General features: G+C 61.0%; 23 protein-coding genes and 1 pseudogene. 14 read left to right on the forward strand and 10 right to left on the reverse strand.

Features of this window, described 5'->3' with window-relative positions; translation table 11 throughout:
• The 5 genes and pseudogenes from AO065_RS07695 to AO065_RS07715 all read left to right on the forward strand — a co-directional run bounded on the left by AO065_RS07695 (position 1) and on the right by AO065_RS07715 (position 5,974).
• Positions 1-1,217, forward strand: a pseudogene (locus AO065_RS07695) (glycosyltransferase family 4 protein).
• Complete coding sequence (locus AO065_RS07700; protein ID WP_004882631.1) at positions 1,208-2,308, forward strand: glycosyltransferase family 4 protein; 1,101 nt, start codon at positions 1,208-1,210, stop codon at positions 2,306-2,308. Before AO065_RS07695 ends, AO065_RS07700 begins: the two are co-directional and overlap by 10 nt.
• A complete protein-coding gene (locus AO065_RS07705) occupies positions 2,308-3,723 on the forward strand; it encodes an O-antigen ligase family protein (RefSeq protein WP_004882632.1) in 1,416 nt (471 codons plus the stop codon). The genes AO065_RS07700 and AO065_RS07705 overlap by 1 nt, the downstream gene beginning before the upstream one ends.
• Positions 3,720-4,541 (forward strand): acyltransferase, encoded by an 822-nt coding sequence (locus tag AO065_RS07710; protein WP_004882633.1) that lies wholly within the window; start codon positions 3,720-3,722, stop codon positions 4,539-4,541. The genes AO065_RS07705 and AO065_RS07710 overlap by 4 nt, the downstream gene beginning before the upstream one ends.
• Positions 4,542-4,555: 14 nt before the next feature.
• Positions 4,556-5,974 carry a lipid II flippase MurJ gene (locus AO065_RS07715; protein ID WP_004882634.1) on the forward strand — a complete coding sequence of 473 codons (1,419 nt, stop codon included), beginning with the start codon at positions 4,556-4,558 and terminating at the stop codon, positions 5,972-5,974.
• 185 nt (positions 5,975-6,159) lie between these two features.
• Here AO065_RS07715 and AO065_RS07720 read toward each other — a convergent pair whose 3' ends face one another.
• Positions 6,160-7,056: a LysR family transcriptional regulator gene (locus AO065_RS07720; RefSeq protein ID WP_004882635.1), complete on the reverse strand. Its 897-nt coding sequence runs from the start codon at positions 7,054-7,056 to the stop codon at positions 6,160-6,162.
• Between the two features lie 126 nt (positions 7,057-7,182).
• Here AO065_RS07720 and AO065_RS07725 point away from each other — a divergent pair, with 126 nt between their 5' ends.
• Positions 7,183-8,343 (forward strand): TDT family transporter, encoded by a 1,161-nt coding sequence (locus AO065_RS07725; RefSeq protein ID WP_004882636.1) that lies wholly within the window; start codon positions 7,183-7,185, stop codon positions 8,341-8,343.
• Here the strand turns inward: AO065_RS07725 and AO065_RS07730 are convergent.
• Positions 8,340-9,254, reverse strand: a complete 915-nt coding sequence (locus AO065_RS07730) for a LysR family transcriptional regulator (RefSeq protein WP_004882637.1) — start codon at positions 9,252-9,254, stop codon at positions 8,340-8,342. The two genes, AO065_RS07725 and AO065_RS07730, sit on opposite strands and share 4 nt — an antisense overlap.
• Before the next feature lie 145 nt (positions 9,255-9,399).
• Between AO065_RS07730 and AO065_RS07735 the strand changes: the two genes are divergently transcribed.
• Positions 9,400-10,332, forward strand: a complete 933-nt coding sequence (locus tag AO065_RS07735; protein ID WP_004882638.1) for a hypothetical protein — start codon at positions 9,400-9,402, stop codon at positions 10,330-10,332.
• Between the two features lie 58 nt (positions 10,333-10,390).
• The gene (locus AO065_RS07740; RefSeq protein WP_004882639.1) at positions 10,391-10,726 is read left to right on the forward strand and encodes a DUF7693 family protein; all 336 of its coding nucleotides are present in this window, start codon (positions 10,391-10,393) and stop codon (positions 10,724-10,726) included.
• Here the strand turns inward: AO065_RS07740 and rtcA are convergent.
• Genes rtcA through AO065_RS07755 form a run of 3 tightly spaced genes read right to left on the reverse strand, consistent with a single transcriptional unit; the run spans position 10,700 to position 13,802 of the window.
• On the reverse strand, positions 10,700-11,725 hold the full coding sequence (gene rtcA, locus AO065_RS07745) for an RNA 3'-terminal phosphate cyclase (RefSeq protein WP_004882640.1): 1,026 nt from the start codon (positions 11,723-11,725) through the stop codon (positions 10,700-10,702). The genes AO065_RS07740 and rtcA overlap by 27 nt on opposite strands.
• The gene (locus AO065_RS07750) at positions 11,722-12,528 is read right to left on the reverse strand and encodes a nucleotidyltransferase domain-containing protein (RefSeq protein ID WP_004882641.1); all 807 of its coding nucleotides are present in this window, start codon (positions 12,526-12,528) and stop codon (positions 11,722-11,724) included. Before AO065_RS07750 ends, rtcA begins: the two co-directional genes overlap by 4 nt.
• Positions 12,529-12,575: 47 nt before the next feature.
• Complete coding sequence (locus AO065_RS07755) at positions 12,576-13,802, reverse strand: RtcB family protein (RefSeq protein ID WP_004882642.1); 1,227 nt, start codon at positions 13,800-13,802, stop codon at positions 12,576-12,578.
• 248 nt (positions 13,803-14,050) lie between these two features.
• On the opposite strand from AO065_RS07755, the gene rtcR reads away from it, so the two are divergent.
• The 4 genes from rtcR (at position 14,051) to AO065_RS27260 (ending at position 18,218) form a co-directional block, all read left to right on the forward strand.
• On the forward strand, positions 14,051-15,664 hold the full coding sequence (gene rtcR, locus AO065_RS07760; RefSeq protein ID WP_004882643.1) for an RNA repair transcriptional activator RtcR: 1,614 nt from the start codon (positions 14,051-14,053) through the stop codon (positions 15,662-15,664).
• 236 nt (positions 15,665-15,900) lie between these two features.
• Entirely contained in the window at positions 15,901-17,115 is a 1,215-nt protein-coding gene (locus tag AO065_RS07765) for an aldose 1-epimerase family protein (protein WP_004882644.1), read from the forward strand.
• A gap of 165 nt (positions 17,116-17,280) precedes the next feature.
• Positions 17,281-17,958, forward strand: coding sequence for a type 1 glutamine amidotransferase domain-containing protein (locus AO065_RS07770; RefSeq protein ID WP_004882645.1), 678 nt, complete (start codon positions 17,281-17,283; stop codon positions 17,956-17,958).
• Between the two features lie 119 nt (positions 17,959-18,077).
• On the forward strand, positions 18,078-18,218 hold the full coding sequence (locus AO065_RS27260; RefSeq protein WP_004882646.1) for a hypothetical protein: 141 nt from the start codon (positions 18,078-18,080) through the stop codon (positions 18,216-18,218).
• Here AO065_RS27260 and AO065_RS07780 read toward each other — a convergent pair whose 3' ends face one another.
• The 3 genes from AO065_RS07780 to AO065_RS07790 form a co-directional block, all read right to left on the reverse strand.
• Positions 18,219-19,154, reverse strand: a complete 936-nt coding sequence (locus AO065_RS07780) for a LysR family transcriptional regulator (RefSeq protein ID WP_004882647.1) — start codon at positions 19,152-19,154, stop codon at positions 18,219-18,221.
• A gap of 67 nt (positions 19,155-19,221) precedes the next feature.
• Positions 19,222-20,451 carry a cyanate transporter gene (locus AO065_RS07785; protein WP_050562170.1) on the reverse strand — a complete coding sequence of 410 codons (1,230 nt, stop codon included), beginning with the start codon at positions 20,449-20,451 and terminating at the stop codon, positions 19,222-19,224.
• Between the two features lie 107 nt (positions 20,452-20,558).
• Positions 20,559-21,674, reverse strand: coding sequence for an MBL fold metallo-hydrolase (locus tag AO065_RS07790; protein ID WP_004882649.1), 1,116 nt, complete (start codon positions 21,672-21,674; stop codon positions 20,559-20,561).
• A 220-nt stretch (positions 21,675-21,894) separates the two neighbouring features.
• On the opposite strand from AO065_RS07790, the gene AO065_RS07795 reads away from it, so the two are divergent.
• A complete protein-coding gene (locus tag AO065_RS07795; protein ID WP_032651122.1) occupies positions 21,895-22,515 on the forward strand; it encodes a TetR/AcrR family transcriptional regulator in 621 nt (206 codons plus the stop codon).
• A 30-nt stretch (positions 22,516-22,545) separates the two neighbouring features.
• Positions 22,546-24,009, forward strand: coding sequence for an N-acyl-D-amino-acid deacylase family protein (locus AO065_RS07800; RefSeq protein WP_004882651.1), 1,464 nt, complete (start codon positions 22,546-22,548; stop codon positions 24,007-24,009).
• A gap of 15 nt (positions 24,010-24,024) precedes the next feature.
• Here the strand turns inward: AO065_RS07800 and fahA are convergent, their stop codons facing one another.
• Positions 24,025-25,311 carry a fumarylacetoacetase gene (gene fahA / locus AO065_RS07805; RefSeq protein ID WP_004882652.1) on the reverse strand — a complete coding sequence of 429 codons (1,287 nt, stop codon included), beginning with the start codon at positions 25,309-25,311 and terminating at the stop codon, positions 24,025-24,027.
• Positions 25,311-26,615, reverse strand: coding sequence for a homogentisate 1,2-dioxygenase (gene hmgA, locus AO065_RS07810; protein WP_004882653.1), 1,305 nt, complete (start codon positions 26,613-26,615; stop codon positions 25,311-25,313). Before hmgA ends, fahA begins: the two co-directional genes overlap by 1 nt.
• Positions 26,616-26,725 lie beyond the last annotated feature (110 nt).

The following is a 26,725-nucleotide window of genomic DNA, read 5'->3' on the forward strand; positions in this document are numbered from 1 at the left end:
ATGCGGATACTCTGGACGCTCCCGTACCTGCCCTGGCCCACCACCAGCGGCGGCAAGACCCGGGAATATCACCTGTTGCGCAATCTGGCCGCGCGCGGCCATCGCATCACCTTGCTGGTGCAATCCAAGACGGCGCTGGATGACGCTTGCCGATCGGCACTCGAGCCCTGGCTGGAGCGTTTGATCGTGGTTGAACGACGTCCTCTGCACAGCCTCAAGACCCTGATGGCCGTCGCGCTGGCAAAGCCGCCGATGCTTGCCAGCGTCAACGGCTATGCACCAAAACTGGAAAAAGTATTCGAAGAACTGCTGCATGAAGACTGGGACGTGATCCAGCTTCAGCACACCTATGCCTTCCAGCCGTTCGAGCAGGCGCTCAAGCGCTCGGGTAAACCATTCGTGCTCACCGAGCACAACGTCGAATCAGACCTGGGCGCCGCCAGTTACGAGCGCATACCGCGCTGGGCCAATGCGTTCGCGGTGTATGACCGCTGGCGTTATCGCCGCTGGGAAACCCGCGTGTTCCGTCAGGCAGGCGAACTGGTCGCGGTGACAGAAGACGATGCCAAGGTCCTCTCACGCCTGAGCGGCAAGGCAACGTCCTTCGTGGTCAACAGTGTGGATTGCGGTTATTACGCCAGCGTGCATGCCGACCGCACGAGCCGTCGCCTGCTGTACATCGGCAATTATGAGTACGGCCCGAATATCGACGCCATCGAGTGGGCGCTGGACGAGATCATGCCTCAGGTCTGGGCCAGATCGCCCGACGTTCGCTTTGCCATCGGCGGTTTCGCGATGCCTGAGTCGTGGCGCGAGCGCTGGCCGGACCCACGCATCGAATGGCTCGGGTTCGTGCCGGACCTGCGCGCGTTGCAAACCACCACGGCCATCTTCTTCGCACCCCTGCGTCAGGGTGGGGGTTCGAAACTCAAGACGCTGGAATCGATGGCTGCCGGACTGCCCATCATCACCACCAGCCAGGGCGTTTCCGGTCTGGCTGTCACCAACGGTGAGCACTATCTGGGCAGCGAAGAAGCCGCAGGGCTGGCGGCCCTGATCATCGACAACATCGAAAAGCCCATGCTCCTGGACAGGATCGGCGAAGCCGCGCGCGTCTATGTGCGCTCCCGCCACGACTGGTCGGTCTCGGCGTCACAGCTGGAAGTCATCTACACCCGACTCACGCACACAGGCAAGGATCGCGCTCATGCGTATAGGACTTGATTACCGCGCAGCAGCCGGTTACCCCGTCAGCGGCATCGGCCGCCAGAACTTCGCGCTCGAAGAAGCCTTTCGCGCGCACCCCGATGTCCAGTTGCAACTGTTCGGCGTGGCGCCTTACGACCACCCGATACGACGACTCATCCATGCGCCGCAGTGGGCCACGCCACTGAATTCGGTGCACCGGATACCGGACCGGCTGCGCTTCGAAGGTGTGTTCCTGCCGCGTGCCCTGCGCGATGCAGATATCCAGATTTACTTCGCCAACATCAACATGGGGCTGCCACTGGGTCGCAAACCGGCGGGGCTGCGCTATGTGTTGCAGTTGCACGACGTGTTTCAGATCACTCAGCAGAACAACCACGGATCGCGGCTCAAGGCCCGTGTCTATCGCCTGACTGACTACCTCTCGATTGCCCACTCGATCCGGGTCGCCGATCAGGTCTGGCTGCCGTCGAGCTACACGGCGAGCGAAGTCCTGCGCCTGTTTCCCAAGGCACGGGACAAGATCCGCATCGTGCCGCTGCTGGTCGAAGGCTTCAAGGGCGAGGCAGCCGATATCAGTTCATTGAGACTGCCGCAGCGCTACTGGCTGTGCGTGGGCACTCGCGAGCCGCGCAAGAACATCAAATGGTTCGTCGATGCCTGGCAGACGGCACGCATGCAGTTCGTCGACACCCCGGATCTGGTGCTGGTCGGTGGTGACGAACCGTTGACCGAGGCCCAGCGTCAGCTTCAGGGTCTGCACGTACTGACCGGCCTGAGCGACGCCGAACTGCATGCTGTGTACCGCGACGCGGATCGTTTGTGGCAGCCATCGCTGTGCGAAGGCTTCGGCCTGCCGGTCATTGAAGCGTTGAGCGTTGGCACCCGCGTGGCCGTCGCGACCGGCTCGTCGCTGGATGAAATCTCGCCGCCCGACAGCCCGCACTTCTCACCCACCGACAGCGCCAACCTGATTCACCTGATGGGCACGTTGTCCAACGCCCCCGCAGAAGATCCCGAGGTCTCGAAAGCCTGGGCAGCCCGCTACAACCTCGACGCGTTCTGCAAGCAGGTGCATGCCACGCTCGAGGAGCTTCGCTGATGCCGATGGCCATGCCCATAGGACTGTTCTTCAGTCTGCTGTTCGGCGTGATGATCTGGATGCTGCCGGTGCCGTTCGTATTGCTGGCGGCCGTCGGTGCCGCCTCGGTCATCACCATCATCAGACGCCCAGTACGCGGGCTGCTGCTGTTTGGTGTGATCGCGACGTTCATTCCCTACTCCACGGTACAGATCGGCATCCGCACCACGGTGTCCGAGGCCTTGATCATGCTGACCTGGGGCAGCTATCTGCTGCAGGCAATGATCCAGCATCAGGCCCGAATCCCGAAGATGCTGCGCACCGAGCGACTGCTGGTGGCGCTGATGATGTTCAGCGCGTTCCCGTTTCTGATCGGTGAATTGACCGTGGTGGCTGAAGGTAACGGACCGATCAATTGGGTGCGCTGGCTGTTCAACCTGTCGGTCCTGTTTCTGGTGCCGCGCCTGCTGGTGGACCTGCCGACACTGGAAAAGCTCGTCATCGCCCTGCTCGGCGGCACCCTGATGCTGTTGCTGCTGTCGATTCCGATCTACGTCCTGAGCGGTTCGGCCCTGAGCATCACGCCCGTCCTCAGGGTCATGGGCTACAGCGGTGCCGATGTGCTGGGCGAGGCATTGCTGTCGCTCTCCAGCCGAATGGGCTCGCCATGGATGCACCCCAACGTGGCTGGCGGCGCGCTGGCGATGCTGTTGCCGCTGGCTTTCTGTTTCGGCATGACCCGCACCGGCTCTGCCCGCATGCTGGGCCTTTCGGTCGCGGTGCTGGGTGCCCTCGGGCTGTTGCTGACCGGATCGCGCGGCGCACTGGTGAGCCTGGTCATCGTCATGCTGTGGATGACCCGTCGGCGCATTCCGCATCTGGGCAGGATACTGATGGGCGGAGCGGCGGCAGGCGTGGTCCTGATGATGTTCTATCCGCCGCTTCAGGACCGGTTGATGAGTCTGTTTTCCGACGACGACACCAGTACCGCGATCCGCTTTCTGGAATACAGCCATTTCCCGGATGCGATGGCCACCTTCCCGTTCGGGATCGGCTTCAAGACCGACCCGCCGGTCCTCGGTTACACCGACTTCGGGATCTCCAACCTGTGGCTGAATTTCATCTACAAGATGGGCCTGCCGGGCATGCTGCTGTTCATCGCCATCACGGTCAGTTGGTGGAAGGAAGTACGTCCGCCAGCCGGCCGGATCGTGCTGACCCCGGAAAACGCGATCAACCTTGGCTGCATGACCGGCGTGCTGGCTGCGCTGTGCAGCGGCCTGTTTGACCACTACTTCAGTTTTACCAGCGTACTGGTCGCGCTGTTCTGGCTGTTCATCGGCATCAGCCTGCACGAAAGCAGGCGCCTGCGTGCCGTCGCCGCCAGACCGCAGCCATCCCCCGTCGCCTTACCCGAGCAGGGAGCCGCCACATGAAACATCGCATGATGCACTCGCACAATCTGCGCGACGCATTGCCTGATTACGCCCGCAAGATGGGTGTGCCACTCGAAGAGTTGCAGGCCACCTACCAATGGATGCTGGACAACGAAGTGTGTTTCGAGACGCGCATCAAGGACACCACCCTGTCGTTCATCTGCTACCTGAACATCGAACCGCGGATCGAGCCGCCGCTGGCCCGGCGCTTCTATCGCCTGCTGGCCAGCGAAACCCTCGGCGCGCTGATCCCGCTGTACGGCATCAACTGGCCGACCCTGCGCGACCGGATGCTGCGCACCTGGGAGCAGGTGTACAACATCCTGATCTGCAAGATCCCCAGTCATACCCTGCGCCTGCTCTGGCTGCGCATGGGCGGAGCGAAGATCGGCAAGGGCTCGACCGTGTGGCGCAATACCGAAGTGCTGGGCGTGGACAGCCTGCGCATCGGCAACGACACCACGGTAGGCTGGCATTGTCAGCTGGATGCACGCGGTGGTCTGGTGATCGGTGATCACGTCACCATCGCGTCCCACGTGCTGATCATCGCTGGCGGGCACGACCTCAACGAGCCCGAATTCTGGGCTGTCGGCGGTCCGGTGTTCATCGGTGACTACGCGTGGATCTGCAGCCGCGCATTGCTGTCGTTCGGTGCCAACATTGGCGAAGGTGCCGTGGTCGGCGGCAACAGCGTGGTCTCCAAACCGGTGCCGCCCTACGCCATTGTCAGCGGGCCGAATGCTGAAATCAAAGGCGAGCGCGCCCGCAATCTCAATTACAAGGTGGGCGGCAAAGGCCTGTTCACCCTGTTTCACTGACAGAAACGACGACGATGCTGGGTTCGACACTGTGGCTGACCCTGGCCACCCTCACCGGGCTGGCCGCAGGCTTCGCCCGCGAGTGGCTGCTGGTTGCCGCCTGGGGCGCTGGCGGGCAGAGCGACGCGTTTCTGGTGTCGATGTTTCTGCCCGAAGCCCTGCGCATGTCGCTGGCCGCCGGGCTGCTCAGCGCCGCTGCCCTGCCGCTGTACCAGCAGCGCTCGGCGAACGGACAACAACGCTGGCTGGGCGCAATGGTGCCGCGCCTGACGCTGGCGGGCGTCCTGCTCAGCGCTCTGCTGGCGCTGGGTGCCGGTCTGCTGGTGCGCCTGATCGGGCCGGGGCTCGATGCAGACGGCTACGCCCAGGCAAGCAGCGGACTGCGCTGGCTGGCCTGGTGCGCGCCCGGCTTCATGCTGCACGGCCTGCTCTGCGTACCGTTGCAGGCGCGCTCGCGCTTTGTGCTGGCCGGGCTGGGTTCATTGCTGTTCAACCTGCCGCCGGTCATCTATCTCGCTGTTCTTGGTCATGCCGCCACTCCCACGGGACTGGCGAGTGCCTGCGTGCTGGGCAGTCTGCTGATGCCGGGCGTGCTGTTGCCGAGCCTGTATCGCTCCGGCTGGCGGCCCTGGCAGTGGCAGGCCGACGCAGGCGTGGTGCGTGAACTGTTGCAACGCATCGGGCCGCTGTTGAGCAGTAACCTGGCCAGTCAGGGCCTGGCACTGCTGGAACGGATGGTCGCATCGTTGCTGGGTGAAGGCGCCGTCACCTGGGTCAATCTGGCGCGCAAACTGATCAACCTGCCTCTGATCGCCTTGATGAGTCTGAATCAGGTGTTGCTGGGATTGATGAGTGGCAGCGCGGGCGATCAACGCCTCAGCCTGCTGAAACGTGGACTGGGCAGCGCCACCCTGCTGACCTTGCCTGCTGTCGCCGGTCTGATCGGCGCAGCGGGCGCTCTGGTCGTGCTGCTGTTGCCCAACCAGACCCATGACGGCCCGCTGCCGGGGTTGCTCGCGTGGTTTGCCGTGCCGCTGATGTTTGGCGCCTGGAATGCGCTGTTGGCGCGTTACGCCTACGCAGCCGGTGACACGCGCCTGCCGCTCAACTGTGAACTGATCGGCAGCCTGTCCAACGCCGTGCTGCTGGGCGTGCTGCCCTTGATATTCGGCCTGACCGGCATCGCCATCGCCGCGCTGGGCGGCGCGCTGGTGACCGGCATTCTGCTGATGCGCCGCCAGTCGCTGCTGAGGGTCCTTCCATGGCGCAGCCACTGGCTGCTGGCTGCTGCGCTGATGATACTTGCCGCGCTGGTGCTGCATCCGTTGCAGAATACCTGGCTGCAACTGGGGCTCAGCGCTGCGTATGGCATGTTTTTGCTGATAGGTCTGGCGCTGTGGCTGAAGCCGTGGCGGGTCGTAAGTGCATCGTGATCGTTTACACCTGCAACAGCATTGGCTCCCGGCAGAAACGTGATCGTGGGCGGCGGCTTGCCGGCGATTGCGTCAATTCAGTCTCTACGATTTCGTTTGATAAACCGAATCGCCGGCAAGCCGCCTCCCACAAAGGCTGAATCTTTTTTCAGCAAGTTACATTTTTGCAGTCGGGTTTCCCCGCATCACGCCTCACCCGCTGATTCGCTGCACTGCTCACTGAATCGCTGCAGGCTGGTCGAGACAAACTTGTCGCGGTGACGAATCAGGAAGAACCGGCGGGTCAGCGGTGGCAAGGGGCTGTTGAGGATCTGCAGCTCGCCGCTCGCCAACAGATCAGCCACCACGCGGCGGGACAGGCAACTGATGCCGATCCCTTGGGCCAGAGTGCGTTTGATCGCTTCGGAGCTGCCCATCTGACGCATGTCTTCCAAGTCATGAAGGTGCCTGAGCAACAGATGTTCCACTTCGCCGCGCGTCCCCGAGCCCGGCTCGCGCAGCAGCCACTCGGCGTGTTGCAGGTCACTCAGCGACACCTGTTTCTGCGCGGCCAGCGGATGATCACGCCCGGCAACGATGACCATTTCATCGACCAACCAGGGTTCGGCGATCAGCTCGGGCAGGTGACACGGTGCCTCGATCATCCCCATGTCGATCTCGAATTGCGCGACCTTGCGGGCGATCAGCGCGCTGTTGCCGATATCCATGTCCACCCGTAACGAAGGCGCCGAGGTGCGCAGCGCCGCAACGATCTGTGGCAGCACGTAATTGGCGATGGTGCTGCTGCAGCCGATCCGCAACCGGGTGTTCAGACCGGCGTCGGGCAACAGAAAGCTGTCTTCGATCTGCTGGGCGCTTTCCAACATCTGCCGGGCCTGAGGCAACAATGCGTGTCCGTTGTCATTCAAGACCAGACGCTTGCCGACCCGATCGAATAACCGGGTACCCAGCGCGCTTTCCAGCTCGTTCAAGGCCGCGCTGGTCGCCGATTGTGAAAGTGATACGGCAAGGCCTGCGCCAACGGTGCTGCCGTGCTGGGTGACGGCGCAGAATATCTGCAACTGACGCAGGTTGAGTTTCAAGCGATGACTCCCGAACACAGATCAACCTGAATAACAGGTAACTGGAACCGAGATTACCCGTTTAGAGAATTGTTCGCACGCCCGTAAACTCACGACATAAACCCAGGCCGTCAGCAGGAGAACATCATGAGCAGGCTTGCAACCGTCATCGAGGGCATCGCTCCCCTCGCCTCGTTATCGAGCCCGCGCGAAGCTGTCAGGCAATTCACCCCCAACTGGTTCGCCGTGACCATGGGCACCGGGGTTCTGTCTCTGGCGCTGGCGCAACTGCCCGGCGACATCGCATTGTTGCGCAATGTGGGCGAAGCCCTGTGGTTCTTCAACATCGGCCTGTTCGTGCTGTTCAGCGTGATGTACGCGAGCCGCTGGTTGCTGTTCTTCGATGAAGCCCGGCAAGTGTTCGGGCATTCGACGGTCTCGATGTTCTTCGGCACCATTCCCATGGGTCTGGCGACGATCATCAGTGGTCTTCTGGTATTCGGACCGGAGCGCTGGGGCGCTGGCGTGATTCCGGTGGCCGAAGCCCTGTGGTGGCTGGATGTGGCAATGGCCATGGCCTGCGGCGTGTTGATCCCGTTCATGATGTTCACCCGCCAGGAGCACAGCATCGAAAAGATGACCGCTGTCTGGCTGCTGCCCGTGGTGGCTGCGGAAGTTGCCGCTGCCTGCGGCGGCCTGCTGACTCCGCACCTTACCGACACTGCGTCGCAATTCACGGTGCTGATCACCAGCTACGTATTGTGGGCCTACTCGGTGCCGGTGGCGCTGAGCATTCTGGTGATCCTGTTGCTGCGTCTGGCGTTGCACAAACTGCCCCACGAAAGCATGGCCGCCTCGAGCTGGCTGGCGCTGGGACCTATCGGGACAGGCGCGCTGGGCATGCTGGTGATGGGCAATGACGCGCCTCAGGTGTTCGCCGCACACGGCCTGGCGTCGGTGGGCGAAGTGGCCGCGGGGGTTGGCGTCATCGTCGGTACGCTGTTCTGGGGCCTCGGCCTCTGGTGGATGGCGCTGGCTGCGTTGATCACGCTGCGTTATTTCAAGGCCGGCATCGAGTTCAATCTGGGTTGGTGGGCCTTTACCTTTCCGCTTGGCGTGTATGCGCTGGCGACGCTGAAACTGGGGTCGACCTTGCAAATGGGCTTTTTCGACCAGTTCGGCATGGCGCTGGTCGCCCTGCTGGGGCTGATGTGGACGCTGGTTGCAACCCGGACAGTGGCAGGCGCATGGCGAGGCCATCTGTTCGTTTCACCCTGCATTGCCAAGTGCCAGAACAGCCCGCGTTAAAGGTCCATCTGCCGGGGCACCGAACAGACCTCTTTGAGGGTCTGGCGCAGCCAGCGGTGCGCCGGGTCCTTGTCGAAGCGCGGGTGCCAGGCCTGATTGACCGATACGGTTTCCAGCGCCAGAGGAATGGCAAACGCGCGCATCTTCAGGCCCAGTTGCTTCAGCCCCCAGAGTGCTGGCTCGGGCAATGACAGGATCAGATCAGACTCGGCCACCCCGAAAATCGCCGAGTGAAAATGCGGCGTGATCAGCGCGATACGCCGTTCCAGCCCCAACTCTGCCAGCGCCGGATCGATCGGCCCGCGAGCACGACCTCTGCGGGACACGCTGACGTGATCGAACCCGGCGAATCGCTCGGGTGTGATCGGCCCGTCGAAGATGGGATGCCCTTCTCGGGCCAGACCGCAAAAGCGGGTGTTGAACAGGTTCTGAATCTTGATCTCCGGACCGAAATTGAGCCGTGACGAGATGTACAGGTCGATCCGGCCTTCGCGCAACGCATCATCGTCGTCGGCTCCTTCGGGCACGAACCGCAGAGTGCAGCCGGGCGCACCGACGCGAATCGCCTCCAGCACCCGCGCTCCGAACGAGCCGAAAAACACGTCGTTGGAGCGCACGTTGAAACAGCGCTCCAGGGTGCTCATGTCCACTTCATCGCGGGCCTGAAACACCTGAGCGGCCTGTTCGACCAGTTCGCGCACCTGCGCCTGCATGGCCAGCGCACGCGGCGTCGGCACCAGCCCGCGTCCGGCACGCACCAGCACCGGATCGCCCGTGGCTTCACGAATCCGCGTCAACGTGCGGCTCATGGCCGCCGGACTCAGGTGCATACGCCGCGCCGCGCCCACCACACTGCCTTCATCGAGCAAGGCATCAAGGGCGATCAACAGGTTCAGGTCGGGCAACTGCATAAGGCTATCCGCTGGCAAGGTGCGCTGATGATAGCGCGACTGGCCCGCTGCGGCAGACTGCGTGTAGAGCCCCGCCGGGCATATTCCTTGAACTTAAGCGGTCGCTGGAACGCCTCATTCAGACACTTCAGCGCAGAGCCTACTCATGCACACCTCACACTTCGCCGACAACCACGGCGCGCGCGACCAGCGCATCGTCATCAATACCTACACCACGGTACTGCGCAGACCCGGCGTACCCCACGAGCTCTTCGCCACTTACTGGCGTGACGTACACGGCCCTTTGTGCGCACGTCTCGATGGGCTTGGCTGGTACGTGCAACATCACCTGTCCCGCGAACAGGACGCTCATTTGTGGCCGATCATCGAAGGCGTCAAGCCATTGGAAGGCTACGTGCTGGATGGTGGCGTGGAGATCGGCTTTCTGTCGGCTGAAGACCAGCAGCGCTTCCAGAAAGCCAGCGCGATTTTGTTTTCCGATGAACAGAACATGTTCGAGGAAACCCTGGCCTATGACGTGCCGGATGGTTCGAGCACGTTGATGGACCGTCTGCCGGAACCTTCGCCCAACGAAACCTCGACCCTGGATCGCCTGCACCTGCACTTCCATTTGAATCGCGACAACCTTGCCGCTGCGCGCGAAGCCATCGACACCCTGGCTCGCGATCTCGCCGGTCTGGACGAGGTGCTCAAACTGCGCCTGCACCTTGCGCAGCCCTACGACAACGACCAGCCTGCGCCACCGGCCCCGGACGTCGCCCATTACGCCAGCGAACCACGCCTGAACATCGTGTTCATGGAAGTCACTTTCGAATCGGCCTGGACGCGACGCACCTGTTACGCCAGCGAACGCTTCAAGGCCATCACCCATGGCATCAGTGCCCACGTGAGCCACATCACCCCGTTTGCCGTCAGCGGCGTCTACACCTACGTGCGTGACGGGATCATGACCACGGCCGGTATCCGGGGCAGTCGCCAGGCCGAACTGATTCGCCAGTTGGGCGCTATCAACCAGACACAGCCTGAAGTCGAGACACTGTTTGGTGCAGCCCCAGCCGATGAAACACCCGCAGAGTGACAGCAGGACGACCGGCTTTTATGCTGGTCGCCCCTTTTCAACCTGATCGCGAACGCCCATGCCACCCACTCCAACCCTGAGCGCCCGCGAGGTCTATCAGTGCCTGAAAGAGGCAGCGCTGGGCGTTCGCTCACTGCGCCGCCTCGATGATTGCGAATCAAACCTGCTCCGGATCGACATCGAAGGCTGGCGCCTGACGCTGGAAATCTCGGGTAACCAAGTGACAGGGTGCCTGCACTGCCTGAATGCGGAGGGGCAACAAGGTTCCGCCGAAGACTGGCCGCGCACGGACCCGGTCAGTCTGCTCAGCGGATGGGAGCAGGCGCAGATCGAGCGTTTGGTGATTCACGGATGTGTGAAGGACGAATCAGGCAGCTCGGCATTCGATCAATAGCCGGTGTGACGACGTTTCATGACAGTCAAAGCGAACCGGCAGAAAGCGCTCGATGACCGCGATATTGCTGAGCAGATGGTCAGTCATGCGCAACGTACTGAAACTGCCGCCGCCCGCCAGCGCCATGGGTAACAGCAACTGGTCAGCCAGATGCTCGGCCACCGCCGAATCGCTGTGCAGCCATTCGACCGCCTTCACGATTGCACGATCAGCCACGGCTTCGGCACGCAGGTTCGACTGGCCAAACGCACTGAAGACCTCGGTGACCTGTTCACACTCAACGACCAGCGACAGCGCGTTGCCAGGCCCCTGCTCCGGGTCCAGCACAACCGTATGCAACTGCGCAGGTGCCATCGACAGGCGTTGACCGACTCGGGCCAGTTCACGCATTGCCACCTGTTCAGGCAGACCCGCAGACAGTGCCGTGGCATGACGGCCGATTTCTGTTCCCCGGTCGTGCAGATGCAAGGCTGTCAGCCGGGAAGGCTTGATCATGGCCTGCACCTGCCCGCCTCCTGCGGGAACGAATCCGTGGCGAAGCAGCTCCAGTTCCACTTGCGCGCCCATACGCCTCAGCTGTGGCAGCCACGCTCGCTGCAGAAAGTCCACCGCAGGCGCCATGGGGTTATGGGTCCCGCCGCTGATCGACACCCGACTGGGTTCGCACGACAGCAACAATGCCGGCAACAGCGTTTGCAATACCAGCGTGCAACTGCCCGCGCTGCCGATTGCAAACTCATAATCGCCCGCTCGCACCTTGCCCGGCTCGAACCATAACGCCTGAGAGCCCAATTCGGCACCGCTCACCTGCGCCTCACAGATCGTCGCCGCAGCCAGAACAGCCGTGAGGTGCTGACGCAGCAAACCAGGGCGGCTGCGTCGGCCACGGATGTGATGAATGTGCAGCGCACGGCCCGTAATCATGGACAGGCTCAAGGCGCTGCGCAGTACTTGCCCGCCTCCGCAAGAGCCGTCCAGCTCGATAACATCCCTGTTCATGTCCGACTCCCTGCGTAATGCGCGACAGTTTCCCTCAAGTACTGATCAAGTAAGCCGCTGTCGCCATGCGTCCTTGGTAATACGGGCACGCTGCGCTCCAGCTCGGCCGCGATGAACGCATGCAGCGCGGGACGCCGTGGTCCGTAGGCAGTCTCATCGGCAGTGCGCTTGAGCACCAGCAATTCTGCCACCTCATCAAGCAGCAGTGGGTCGTCGACCGTGCTCAACAGATCAGCGAACGTCATGGGCGGCCTGCCTCGGCCCTGGTCGATCCAGCGCACCGCCAGCAAAGGCCGCAGCACGTAAAAGTACTTCTTGAAACGCACGCTCTCGCCTTGCAGATAACCACGGAAATTCTTCCTGGCCATCGACAGGTAATGGTTGCGCGCAGCAGGCGGGCTGTAGAACGCTTCAGCCAGCGCCCGCAGACGTGCGGTTGCCTCGCTTTCGCTGCGATAGACCAGCGGTGAGTCGAGCCATTCAAGCAGCGTCGGGTTGGACTTGCGCAATAACCCGAGGGTCTTGCGCAGCTCCCAGCCACTGACATCCAGTTCGTCGTCCAGCGGACGCTCGATCACGTCACGACCCGCGTCGACCTGAACGAACCATTCCGGCTTCTCGACATACACGAAGCGAACGTCGTAATCGCTGTCGGTGGAGGCGAAGCCCCAGGCACGACTGCCTGATTCACACGCGTACAAGACCGTGACATTGCGCTCGCGCTCTATGCGTGCCAGTTCATCCAGCACCCGTGCGCGCATCGTGTCATCCAGCGGATGCGCCTCTGTAGATTCCCTTTTCATTTCCCGTTATTCCTTGGCAGACGGAGCATCCTGCGCTCCGTCTGCGATTAGCCTTTCACACACACCACTTGCCGCAGCGTGTGCATCACTTCCACCAGCTCGCGCTGTGCATGCATGACCTTGTCGATGTCTTTGTAGGCCATCGGAATTTCATCGATCACCGCAGCATCCTTGCGGCACTCCACATGGGCGGTGGCCCGAATCTGGTCCTCGACCGTGAACATGCCCTTGGCCTTGGTGCGGCTCATGGTTCGACCGGCACCGTGACTGCAGGAGCAGAATGATTCCTCGTTGCCCAACCCGCGCACGATGAAGCTCTTCGCGCCCATGGAACCCGGGATAATCCCCAGCTCGCCTTTCTTGGCCGACACTGCGCCTTTACGTGTGACCAGGACGTCCTCACCGAAATGCCGCTCCTTTTGCACGTAGTTGTGGTGGCAGTTGACAGCCTCCAGCGCGACCTCAAACGGCTTGCTGATAATCTTGCGGGCGGCCTGAACCACAGCCTGCATCATCAGTTCGCGGTTCTGCCGGGCAAAATACTGGGCCCAGCCGACTGCCTGTACGTAGTCATCGAAGTGCTGACTGCCTTCTTCGAAATACGCGAGATCTCGATCCGGCAGGTTGGCGATGTGCTGACGCATGTCCGCCTGTGCCATCTGGATGAACAGCGTACCGATTGCATTGCCCACACCGCGTGAACCGCTGTGCAACATGAACCAGACCCGGTTGGCTTCATCCAGGCAGACCTCAATGAAATGGTTGCCCGAACCCAGCGTGCCCAGATGCTGGCGGTTGTTGCTTTTGACCAGTTGCGGGTATTTGTCGGTCAGCGCCTTGAAGCCGGGTGCCAATGCGCCCCAGGCCAGATCGGCCTGCTGCGGGATATCGCCCCACGCGCCCTTGTCTCGACCGCCACGTGTCGAGGTCCGACCATGAGGCACGGCCTGTTCGATGGCGCTTCGCAGACCGGCCAGGTTGTCCGGCAGATCATTGGCCGTAAGCGAGGTGCGCGCAGCGATCATGCCGCAACCGATATCCACCCCGACTGCGGCAGGAATGATTGCCCCCACCGTAGGAATAACGCTACCAATGGTCGAACCCTTGCCCAGATGCACATCAGGCATGACCGCCAGGTGCTTGAAGATGAACGGCATGCTGGCCGTATTCATCAACTGCTGACGCGCTTCGTTTTCAACCGGCACGCCCTGTGTCCACATTTTAATCGGTTTGCCGTTGGCGACTTCCAGCAACTGGTAGGTGTTCTTTTCCATGTTCTCTCCTCTTGTCATGCCGAAGGTTCGGCGCATTACCTGGTGGCGTTCGTTTCATGAAGCCGGTGTTTTTCATGAGTAAGCTAGTGCAGCGGCCGTGCCAGACTTAGAGAGGGTGGCCCATGTATTTATATGTCATTGTTTTTTAAGGATTATTTATTTTATCCGTGTGAAAGCAATATCTGAACGAGACAGATCGACCATAAAATTCTATTATTTTTTATCGCTTTTTATCTCAAGGTATAAAGATGTCTTCCAGACGTACCGTCGCGATCGGATTTATTGGCGCCACGCTCGATCGCGTAGGCAAAGGTGCGAATCGCTGGAATCACTGGCGACCCAGCGTCAGCCTGTGCCAGCAGGAAGATGTGCTGATCCACCGCCTGGAACTGATTCACGGCATCGACGCACGGGACGTCAGCCTGGCGCAGCGGGTGGCCGACGATATCCGCCAGATCTCACCGGAGACCGACGTACGTCTTCACCCCATGCACCTGAAAAATCCATGGGACTTCGAGGAGGTCTATGGCGCCCTGCACGACTTCACCACCGCGTACGCGTTCGACACCGACCATGAAGATTATCTGGTGCACATCACCACCGGCACCCACGTTGCACAGATCTGCTGGTTCCTGCTCACCGAAGCCCGTTATCTGCCTGCCCGGCTGATTCAGACATCACCCTCGAAACGCCGCGACCTCCATGAACCCGCTATCGGCACGCACACCCTGATCGACCTCGACCTGTCACGCTACGACCGTATTGCATCGCGATTCGCCAGCAAGCGCCTGGAAGGCCTGGCCTTCCTGAAGTCCGGTATCGCCACGCGCAATCCGGCCTTCAACCGTTCCATCGAACAGATCGAACGCGTCGCCGTGCGCTCGAAAGCCCCCATGTTGCTGATCGGCCCCACCGGAGCGGGCAAGTCTTTTCTGGCCAGGCGAATTTACGAACTCAAGCGCAGCAGGCATCAGGTTCAGGGGCGTTTCGTGGAAGTGAACTGCGCAACCCTGCGAGGCGACGGCGCCATGTCGGCGCTGTTTGGCCACGTCAAAGGCGCGTTCACGGGTGCCCAGAATGCACGCGATGGTCTGCTGCGTTCGGCGGACGGCGGCATGTTGTTTCTGGATGAAATCGGTGAACTTGGGGCCGACGAGCAGGCCATGCTGCTCAAGGCCATCGAAGAGAAACGGTTTTTCCCCATGGGCTCGGACAAGGAAGTGCACAGCGATTTCGTGATCATCGCCGGGACTCACCGCGACCTGCGCGAACGCGTTCTGCAGGGCCTGTTTCGCGAAGACCTGTATGCACGAATCAATCTGTGGACGTTCCAGCTGCCGGGTTTGGCCGGGCGTCGCGAGGATATCGAGCCCAACATTGATTTCGAGCTTGAGCGTCACGCTCAGGAACTGGGCAGCATGGTGAGTTTCAATCAGCAGGCACGCAAACGCTACGTAGCCTTCGCCTGTTCCACGGAAGCCGTCTGGCTGGGTAACTTCAGAGAACTGTCGGCCTCCATTACCCGCATGGCCACACTGGCAGACAGCGGTCGCATCGATGAAGATCAGGTCGCAGAGGAGATCGACCGACTGCGTTACGCCTGGGGCCTGAGTCAGGCGGACGAAATAACCACGGCGCTGCTCGACGACGACCTTGAACTGGATCTTTTCGACCGACTGCAACTCAATGCCGTGATTGAAATCTGCAAAGGAGCCGACAGCCTGTCGAGCGCGGGACGACAATTGTTCGCAGTGTCGCGGGTGAGCAAGGCCAACCCCAATGACGCAGACAGACTGCGCAAATACCTCGGGCGCTTCGGGATAGAGTGGAAGCAGATCCGGGAAGCCGCGCGTTCCGGCTGACAGCAACGTTGGCGGGCACCAGCAGATGAATCGCAGGATGGTGGACAGCAGGCGCTGTCTTCAAACCCCAGCCCCGGCAAAACAGCACATGTTTATGAAACCCGGGCCGTCCGAAGATGCCGATATAAATTCTACTCCACAGCGCCCACGACTTTGGCTAGACTCCGCTGACTGCTGAAACGTTTAATCCAGTCCAGCACACCCATAATTCCAATAAGTCAGAAGGACACACCCTCATGAAAACCCTTCCCCTGCTGGTGGGCCTCAGCGCCCTTTCCCTCGCATCCAGCGCCTTTGCCTGGGACTACGTTCTGCTCGACACCGACAAGCCTGCGCAGAACCAGCAGATCACCAGCAAGCAACTGGGCGTCAAGACCGACAAGCCGTTCACTATTACCCTGCGAACCCTGCATGGCGGTCGCCAGGAAGGCGTGAGCATCATTGATATCGACAACGGCACCATGAAGCTCTCTGTGGTGCCGACGCGCGGCATGAACGTGCTGCAGGCCTCGGTCGGTGATGTGCGCATGGGCTGGGATTCGCCGGTCAAGGATGTGGTCAACCCGGCGTTCATCGAACTCAATGGTCGCGGCGGGCTGGGCTGGCTGGAAGGGTTCAACGAACTGGTTGCCCGTTGCGGCTACGAATGGGTCGGCCATCCGGGCATGGACAACGGCGAGTTGCTGACCCTGCACGGTCGCGCAGCCAATATCCCGGCCAGCAAGGTGACGCTGCACATCGACGAAAAGCCGCCTTACGCGATCAGCCTCAAGGGCGAGCTCAAGGAACAGGCGTTCAAGAAGGTCGATTTCTCGGTGCAGACCGAACTGGTCACCGAGCCGGGCAGCACACGTTTCTCGCTGAACGACACGCTGACCAACAACGGCGACTATCCGAAGGAATATCAGGCGCTGTACCACAGCAACTTCAGCACGCCGTTCCTGGAACAGGGCGCGCGTTTCGAAGCGCCGGTCAAGCAGGTATCGCCGTTCAACGAAAAGGCCAAGGGTGATCTGGGCGACTGGCAGACCTATCGCGGACCGACCCCGGATTACGACGAAACCGTCTACAACATCGTGCCGTACGGCGATGACAAGGGCGACACTGTCACTGTGTTGCACAACAAGGCAGGCAGCCTGGGCGTAGCGGTAGGTTTCAATACCCAGCAGTTGCCAGTGTTCTCGCTGTGGAAAAACACTGACACCAAAGGCCAGGGCTATGTGACCGGTCTTGAGCCTGGCACCAGCTTTTCCTATAACCGCCGTTTCCAGCGCCCACTGAATCTGGTGCCGACCATCGAGCCGAAAGCGCAGCGTCAGTTCCAGATCAGCTACAGCCTGCTGGCGGACAAGGGCGCCGTCGACAAGGCACTGGGCCAGATCAAGACCATTCAGGCAGGCCGCGACACCGAAGTGCGTCAGGAGCCGCTGGTGGACCTGACCAAGGAGTGATCGCTCGCGCCTGACACAGGCAATCATCGCTGCTGCATGACAAGGCCGGATCTCGACGCGTTACTGTCGAATCCGGCCTTGTTTCATTCACGTTCAGCATTGCGCACAACACTTGGCGCTTTCGTCTGTCTACACCCTCTCACTCCCTCAATGACGAGCACACTCATGAAAATCCTGATGGTTCTGACTTCACACGACCAACTGGGCGATACCGGCAAGAAAACCGGTTTCTGGCTCGAGGAATTTGCAGCGCCCTACTACATCTTCAAGGACGCAGGGGCCGAAGTCACCCTGGTGTCGCCTGCAGGTGGACAACCGCCGCTGGACCCCAAGAGTGATGAGCAAGACGCACAGACCGCCGAAACCCAGCGTTTCCGTGAAGACTCTGCTGCCCAGCAGGCGCTCGCCAACACGGGCCGCCTGGCTGACGTGAAGGCCGACGAATTCGACGCGGTGTTCTACCCCGGCGGCCATGGTCCGCTGTGGGATCTGGCCGAAGATCCGAAATCCATCGCTCTGATCGAAGCGTTCGCCAAGGCCGACAAACCCCATGCGCTGGTGTGCCATGCGCCCGGCGTGCTGCGCAAGGTCCGTGCAGAAAATGGCGAGCCGCTGGTCAAGGGCCGTCGCGTCACCGGCTTTACCAACAGCGAAGAAGAAGGCGTCGGCCTGACCAATGTCGTGCCGTTTCTGGTCGAGGACATGCTCAAGGAACTGGGCGGCGACTATTCGAAGACCGATGACTGGGGCGTCCATGTCATCACCGACGGCAAGCTGGTGACTGGTCAGAACCCGGCCAGCTCGGCTCAGACGGCCAAGGATCTGATTACCCTCTTGAGCTGATCACGCCGACCCGGTCCTCCACTGCGCAGGCGGTTGCCGGGTCGTCATCACGATAAATCGAATCTTGGGCGCGCCACGTTGACCAATACCGAGAGAGTCCATTCATTCGGAGGCAGGTCATGACTCAGGAATCAGAACGCGAAGACCTCGATCACAAGCCGGAAAACGCGGGCAAAGTGGGCGAGAAGAACAAGCAGCTCAACGAAAAGGGCGAGCAGCCACGGCCGGCGACAGAACCTGATCCGCAGAAAGACCGCTGATCAAAGTAATCCCTGCTCGGCACACACCTTGACCACTTGTTCACGGAACCAGCCGTTGGCTTCGTCCTGATCGGCGTGGGCGCTCCATACCATGTCCAGGCTGAAGCCCGGCAGGTCAGGCGGCAACTCGTAAACAGCTATCCAGGGCTCGTTGCACAAGAGCGTCTGGATGCGCCGTGGCAATACCAGTATGAAATGTGTACCTTCCAGCAGTTGCAAGGCTGCCCGGTAACTGTTGGCCTTGGCCACGATATGACGCTCGACGCCCTTCGTCTGAAGCCAGCCGTCAACCATGTTGGTGTCCGAGGTCCACGGCGTCGGATAGACGTGATGCCTTGAGGTGAACGTCTCAAGGTCGATCAGCGCGCTCACTGGTGCAGACTGGCTATCCATCACGCAGACCAGATCGTCTTCCAGCAGCACCTGGGCAATCAGGCTGTCAGGGACCTTGTGAAAGCGAGGCCCGAAACACAAAGCCAGATCGAAACGGCCGTCTGCAAGTCGCTCGACCGGTAAGTGTTTGTCCAGTTTCTGGACATTGACCGCAACCGAGAAACCCGCAGCGACGAAGCCGCGCAGCAGGTGCGGCAGCACCAGCAGTTCAAAGTATTCAGGAGCGCAGACCGTGAAGGTGGTTTGCCCGCTGCTCGGGTCGAACAGGTTCAACCCGTCATGACAGAGGTTGACCTTGTGCAGTATCTGCTGCACATGGTCGTGCATGGCCATGGCCTTGCGGGTAGGACGCATACCGTTGCGGGTGCTGATGAACAGGTCATCCTCGAAGTTGGCCCGCAGCTTCTTGAGGCAGTAACTGACTGTGGACTGGCTGACGTTCAGCGTCTCCGAGACCAGCGTCAGGTTGCGCTGCTCGAAGACCGAGACGAAGATCATCAGGTCCTGCATGTCCAGCTTTCTGAGGGCATTACTGTTGAGCATCGAGTCATCTCGTTGGCACTGCGATCAAGGACCGGATCAGCACCAGCAAGATAACATCAAAACGCAATCAGGCCGTCTTCCCTTCAGCAACACCGGCATGTGCTGACGATTCGTGCAGGTGTCGGGCGTAGTGTCGCGGATCAAGACGCACGACCATCAGCAGCATCACGGCGACCAGCCCGATCAACGACCACCACGCGCCTGAGAAACTGCCGGTCACGTCACGGATCACGCCAGCCAGCAAGGGTGACAGGCCGGCGATCAGATACCCCACACCCTGGACGAACGCGGTCAGACTGCCTGCCTGCTGCGGGTCATCGTAGTGATCCATGGAGACGATCAGGCTCATGGGGAACAGGCCGCCGATGCCCAGACCCAGCAGGCCGGTCCATAGCAGGCTCAGTTGCTGCGGCATCAGGATAAGACCGACGAAGCCCGCCATGATCAGCCCTAGCAGAACTGCCAGCACCAGACGCTTGTCGCGACTGCGATTGGCCAGCGCTGGCGTCACCAGACCCGACACCACTTCCATCAGGGTCATGAAGCCCAACAACAGTCCGGCGTCCTGCTCGCTCCAGCCATTTTCAAGGTAATACGGTGCCAGCCAGGCCAGGGCACAGGTGTAGGACGCAGTACCCAGACCAAAAAAGACGCCCAACATCCAGGCCCTTGGCATCCGCGAAAACGCCTGTTTGCGGGGAGCTGCGGACGATCCGCAGCTCTGGAACGCGTGGCGTTGAACCACCCAGAAACACAACGCCAGCAGCGCCAGCGCAGCCCAGATCGCCAGGCCGAACCGCCAGTTGCCGCTGTGACTCAGCATCAGCGGGCTGAAGGATGCGGCAATCGCCGCGCCACCCATGATCGCCGTGACGTAAAGGCCCATGCACAACGAGACATTGTCCTTGAAGCGTGACTTGATGAGTGCAGGCATCAGCGCCTGAATCATCGCGATGCCCAGCCCCGCCAGCACGGCGCTGAAGATCAGTTCAACCGCAGAGTCGAGAAACAGCCGCGCCAGCGTCGCCACACCGATCAGCGCCAGCGAGATAGTGATGGTCAGGTAGGAGCCGACACGAGCGGCAATGCCCATGCCGACGAACATCGCCAGTCCCATGGCCATGACCGGCAGCATGGTCAGCAGTGATGCCATGCCGAACCCCAGCGAAATGTCCACCCTGATCGCCGACAACAATGGGCCGACCGCTGCCATCGAGGGGCGCAGGTTCAACGCCACCAACACGATGGCGACCATCAACCAGACACCTTGAGAAGCTGACCCGCGAGCACCTTGCATATCATTATCTTCCTTTTAAAGAAGTGATGATTAGGCCGGGGCGAGTGACACGGGGCAAATCAAAAAACAGGCAGCGCTATCGATAAATCAGTTCGAACCTTTGGTAATCAAGCGCTCTGGCGACGGCGACTGCAGGCTGCGACATGGCCTTCATGCGCGGCTTCAGACTCGGTTTGCGGCGCAGTTTCAGACGTGGCGACCTCATCGACAGCCATCCACCAGGTCATCCCGCGGCAGGGATAATCCAGGTAGAACGGCTGGCCCATCATGGGTGTGGTGATGGTCACGTTTTGCTCCCAGGCCAGGGCCAGAATCCGGTCGAACGGCTCGTGCCAGGCGTGCATCGACAGGTCGAAGGTGCCGTTATGGATCGGCAGCAGCCAGCGACCGCGCAGGTCGAGGTGCGCCTGTAACGTCTCTTCGGGCTGCATGTGCACCTGAGGCCATTCCACGTTATAGGCGCCGGTTTCCATCAGGGTCAGGTCGAACGGGCCGTAGTGCTCGCCAATGGTCTTGAAACCATCGAAGTAACCGCTGTCGCCGCTGAAGAAAATCCGTTGCTGATCGTTGATCATCACCCAGGACGCCCACAACGTCTGATTGCTGTCGCGCAAGGTACGCCCCGAGAAATGCTGGGACGGAGTGGCGACGAACTCGATGCCCTCCACTTCCGTGGACTGCCACCAGTCCAGTTGCCGCACCTTGTGCGCGGGCACACCCCATTCGATCAGCGTATCGCCCACGCCCAGCGGCGCGATGAAATGCTCGGTCTTTGCCATCAGCGCCTTGATCGCCATACGATCCAGGTGGTCGTAATGGTTGTGCGAGAGGATGACGGCAGTGATCGGCGGCAAATCTTCCAGACTGATCGGCGGCTGGTGAAAGCGCTGCGGCCCGGCCCATTGCACCGGCGACGCCCGCTCGGCAAACACCGGATCGGTCAGAAAGAAGCGGTTACGCAGTTTCAACAGAACGGTGGAATGCCCGAGCCGGTACACCGTGTTGTCAGGCGCGGCCAGCAGTTGCTGTCGTGACAGTGGCTGCACCGGCACCTTGCCCGCCGGACGTGTGTCCTTGGGTTTGTTGAACGCCTGATCCCAGAAAATGCCCAGCGTTCGAACGAGGCTGAACGGTTTCATCGGCGCATGATTACGATAACGCCCCTCGTGACGAGACAGGACGGGCAGTGAAGAGACATCCGTTTTCTGGTGGGTCGTGGCCATGGTTTGCTGACTCCCTGGGACAGGTTGAGGCTCAGCCGTGCAAAAGTGTCTGCTATTACGTTGCAGGAGTCTGATGTCAAGCATGTGGCATCGACAACATCGCTTCAAATGTGTAACAGTGCATTACACTACACGGTGTAGTTTTAAGCTTGCATGATCCACCGCGACAAGTAAACTGCCGAGTGTAAATTTTCTCTAAACGCACGTTTGAAGCGAACCTATGACAGCTCCCATGCGCCTCACCGATCAGAAACGCGAAGCCATCGTCCTGGCAGCCATTGCCGAGTTCGGTGACCGTGGTTTCGAGGTCACCAGCATGGACCGCATCGCCGCGCGGGCCGAGGTTTCCAAGCGCACGGTCTACAACCACTTTCCCAGCAAGGAAGAGCTTTTTGCCGAGATCCTCCAGCGTCTCTGGAACTGCTCTCCTCCGCAATCAGACGTGGTGTATCACGCCGACGTCGGTCTGCGCGAACAGTTGAGGGATCTGTTGACGGGCAAGATGCGCACCCTCAACGACAGCAGTTTTCTGGACCTCGCACGGGTCGTGGTCGGAGCAACCATCCATTCGCCCGAGCGCGCCCAGGTCTGGCTGGCACGCATCAACGAGCGCGAGGAAACCTTCAGCGCCTGGATTCGCGCCGCGCAGAAAGACGGACGACTGAAGCCGGTCGATCCGGGCTTTGCCGCCACGCAGGTGCACGCACTGCTCAAGTCGTTTGCGTTCTGGCCGCAGGTGACCTTTGGCGCCGCCCTGCTCAGCCCGGAAAAGCAGGACGAAATCGTCGAGTCGACCTTGAATCTGTTTCTTGGCTGGTACGAAAAGCCAACCGCGTCCTGAAGTGCAGCGAAAAGCACCCCGGAGACTGACATGCTGTACGACCTGCTGATCCGTGATGCATTTGTGATCGACGGTAGCGGCGCGACCGGTTACCGCGCCGATGTGGCCATCCATGACGGACGCATCCTGCGCATTGGCGCACTGTCTGACGCCTCTGCAATTGAAGAAATCGATGCCCACGGCCTGGTGCTGGCACCCGGATTCATCGACGTGCACACCCACGACGACACCGTGGTGATTCGCAAGCCCCAGATGCTGCCCAAGATCAGCCAGGGCGTGACCACCGTCATTGTCGGCAATTGTGGCATCAGCGCTTCGCCGGTCAGCCTGGCCGGTGACCCACCTGACCCGATGAACCTGCTCGGGTCAGCCCGCGAGTTCGTCTACCCACGCTTTGCCGATTACCGTGCCGCCGTGCAGGCCGCCCGGCCAGCCGTCAATGTCGCGGCCCTGATCGGTCACACCGCCCTGCGCTGCAATCACATGAAGGACCTGCTGCGCACCGCCAGCGCGAGCGAGATCAGCGCCATGCGCGAGCAACTGCGTGACAGCCTGGCAAATGGCGCGCTGGGGCTGTCCACAGGACTGGCCTACGCATCGGCCTTCAACGCCGAGACCGACGAAGTCATGCAGCTTGCCGAAGAACTGACGGCGGTCGGCGCTGTGTACACCACGCATCTGCGCAGTGAGTTCGAGCCAGTGCTGGAGGCCATGGACGAAGCGTTTCGCATTGGACGTCATGCACAGGTGCCGGTGGTTATCTCACACCTCAAATGCGCAGGCGCGGGCAACTGGGGGCGCAGTCCACAGCTGTTATCAGCCCTGGAAAACGCTGCCGCCAGTCATCCGGTGGGCTGCGACTGTTATCCCTACGCGGCCAGTTCCTCGACACTGGACCTCAAGCAGGTGACCGATGCATTCAGAATCACGATCACCTGGTCCACACCGCACCCCGATCAGGGCGGACGTGACCTGGCGGACATCGCCGCCGACTGGAATCTCTCTCTGGAAGAAACCGCACGCCGGTTGCAGCCCGCGGGCGCGGTGTATTACGGGATGGACGAGGCTGATGTGGAACGCATCCTCAGTCATCCGCTGACCATGATCGGCTCTGACGGCCTGCCGGAAGATCCTTTTCCGCATCCGCGCCTATGGGGCGCGTTCCCCAGGGTGCTCGGGCATTTCAGTCGCGACCGCAAACTGTTCGAGCTGCACACCGCCGTGCACAAGATGACGGGGCTTTGCGCTGCGCGCTTCGGGCTGCATCAGCGCGGTTTGATACGTGAAGGTTATTGGGCGGATCTGGTGTTGTTCGACCCGCAGCGCATCAGGGACGTTGCCGACTTCAAGGACCCGCAGCGCGCCGCCGAGGGCATTGAGCGCGTCTGGGTCAACGGCCGATTGAGCTACGCCGACGGTGTCGGGCAGACCGAACGATGGGGGCAGTTTCTGCCCCGTACCGATTCGCTGATGGATGGCTTCAAGGCGGGTTGACCACTCGCGCACTGATCAACCGACGATGATGCCTCGGCACTCACCGAAGCCAATCGACACCTGCCCGTCACGATGGCAACGCGCCCGCAGAATCACTTCGTCGCCGCGCTCCAGAAAGCGTCGTTCCTCGCCATTGGGCAGGGCTACCACCTGTTTGCCGCCTTCGGTCATTTCCAACAGACTGCCGAACTGCCCCGGCTGCGGGCCGGACAAGGTGCCGGTGCCTAACAGGTCACCCGGCTGCAACCTGCACCCGTTGACACTGTGATGCGCCACCATCTGCGCCACGGTCCAGTACATGTTCAGCGAATTGCTCACGGCCAGACGATGGGGCTGCGCGCCAGCGGCTTTCATTTTCTCCGTCAGCAGCAGGACTTCCAGTTCGATGTCCAGTGCGCCGCCCTGTTGATCCGTCTGATCGAGCAGATACGGCAACGGCTGAGGATCGCCTTCGGGACGCGCCGGCTGAGCGCTGCGGAAAGGTTCCAGCGCTTCCGCTGTCACCACCCAGGGCGAAATTGTGGTCGCAAAACTCTTGGACAGGAAAGGCCCCAGCGGCTGGTATTCCCAGGCCTGAATGTCGCGTGCCGACCAGTCGTTGAGCAGACAGAAACCGGCGATATGTTCGCTCGCCTGTCCGATATCGATGGCCTCGCCCTGCTCGTTGCCCGGGCCGATCCAGACACCCAGTTCCAGCTCGTAGTCCAGACGCTTGCATGGCCCGAAGGTTGGTACGTCCTGGCCCGCCGCAAGGGTCTGGCCATTCGGGCGTTTGATCGAGGTGCCCGATGTGCAGAGAGTCGAGGCCCGACCGTGATAGCCGATGGGCACATATTTGTAATTGGGCAGCAATGGATTATCGGGCCGGAACAGCTTGCCGACGTTCAGTGCATGATGAATTCCAACGTAGAAATCGGTGTAATCACCCACCCTGGCTGGCAGATGCATCTTGCAGTCGCTCATGGGCAGCAGTAACTGCTCGGCGTTGGCTTGAGGTGAATTGGCTTCATCCAGCCAGTGCAGCAGCGCCGAGCGCAAGGTTTTGCGCGCATTGGCGCCAAGGGCAAAGAAATCGTTGAGTTGATCGCGGCTGGCGATCCCGGCGACCTCGCTTGCAGGGCCGTCGAACACACCGGCCTGCACGGCAGCCTTTAGATCAAGAATGCTGTCGCCGATGGCAACGCCGCCACGCGGCCCGGAGTCGCCGTGGCTGAACACGCCCAGTGGCAGGTTCTGCAAAGGGAAATCAGCGTGGCCGTTGGCGGACGCCACCCAGCTGCGGCGGTTCGAAGCGGTAGTCATCAGGGCAGTTCCTTGTGAAAGGTCTTGGCCATGCCGTTCCAGCAGGCGTCGTAATCGGTCTGTCGTTGCGGGCAGTCCAGCGCATGACGACTGGGGCGCAAGACCTTGCCGGTCTCGAACATGAACGCCATGGTGTTCTCGATCTTGTGCGGTTTGAGCTCGGCGGCCATGGCTTTTTCTGCCGTGACGTTGTCGGGCCCGTGCGCGCTCATGCAGTTATGCAGCGAAACGCCACCGGGCATGAAGCCTTCGGCCTTGGCGTCGTAGGCACCTTCGATCAGGCCCATGAATTCGTTCATCAGGTTGCGATGAAACCAGGGCGGCCGGAAGGTGTTTTCCGCCACCATCCAGCGTGGCGGAAAGATCACGAAGTCAACGTTGGCCTGTCCATGGATGGCACTTGGCGAGGTCAGTACGGTGAAAATCGACGGGTCGGGATGGTCGAAGCTGACGGTGCCGAGGGTATTGAAGCGGCGCAGATCATACTTGTAGGGCACGTTGTTGCCGTGCCAGCCGACCACGTCGAACGGCGAGTGATCCAGTTGCGTGGACCACAGTTCTCCGAGGAATTTCTGCACCAGCTCCATCGGCTCGTCACGTTCCTCAAACCACGCAACCGGCGCCATGAAGTCCCGCGGATTGGCCAGCCCATTGCTGCCGATCGGCCCCAGATCGGGCAGGCGTAACGCACAGCCGTGGTTCTCGCACACATAGCCACGTGCATCGCCGTCGAGCAGGTGTACGCTGAACTTCATGCCGCGCGGCACTACGGCAATTTCCTGCGGCTCGATGTCCAGCAGGCCCAGCTCGGTGACCAGTCGCAGGCGCCCCTGTTGCGGCACGATCAGCCATTCCCCGTCAGCGTTGAAGAACGCCCGCTGCATCGAGGCATTGGCCGCATACACATACACACTGACGCCCTCGGCCTGATCCGCTGCCGAGGTGCTGGCCAGGGTGATCAGGCCGTCGAGAAAGTCGGTGGGGTCATCGGGAATATCGAAGGCATTCCAGCGCAAGCGGTTGGGCGTGATCGGCCCCTGCCCGGCTCCGGTGATCTGTCGTGTCATGCGCTGATAGGCAGGATGCGCGGCAGACGGCTTGATGCGATAGAGCCAGCTGCGTCGCGCTTCGTCACGCGATACCGTGAACGCGGTGCCAGACAACTGCTCGGCGTAAAGGCCCAACGGGTGCTTCTGCGGCGAGTTCTGGCCGAGGGGCAACGCGTCGGGCAGCGCTTCGCTGCTGAACTGATTGCCGAAGCCGGTCTGATAGGTCAGCGGCTGTTGCGGGAAGTGTGCAGGCATCTGGACCTCTTGTTGTTATGGGTCGAGCGACTGAAAAAGTGTAACAGAAAGCGTAAGGCCATTACGCATAACGTAATTTGAGTTTGCAGGCCGGTCAAGCTATAAAGCTG

It is taken from the genome of Pseudomonas viridiflava (assembly GCF_001642795.1).
GTDB classification, from domain to species: Bacteria; Pseudomonadota; Gammaproteobacteria; order Pseudomonadales; family Pseudomonadaceae; genus Aquipseudomonas; species Aquipseudomonas viridiflava.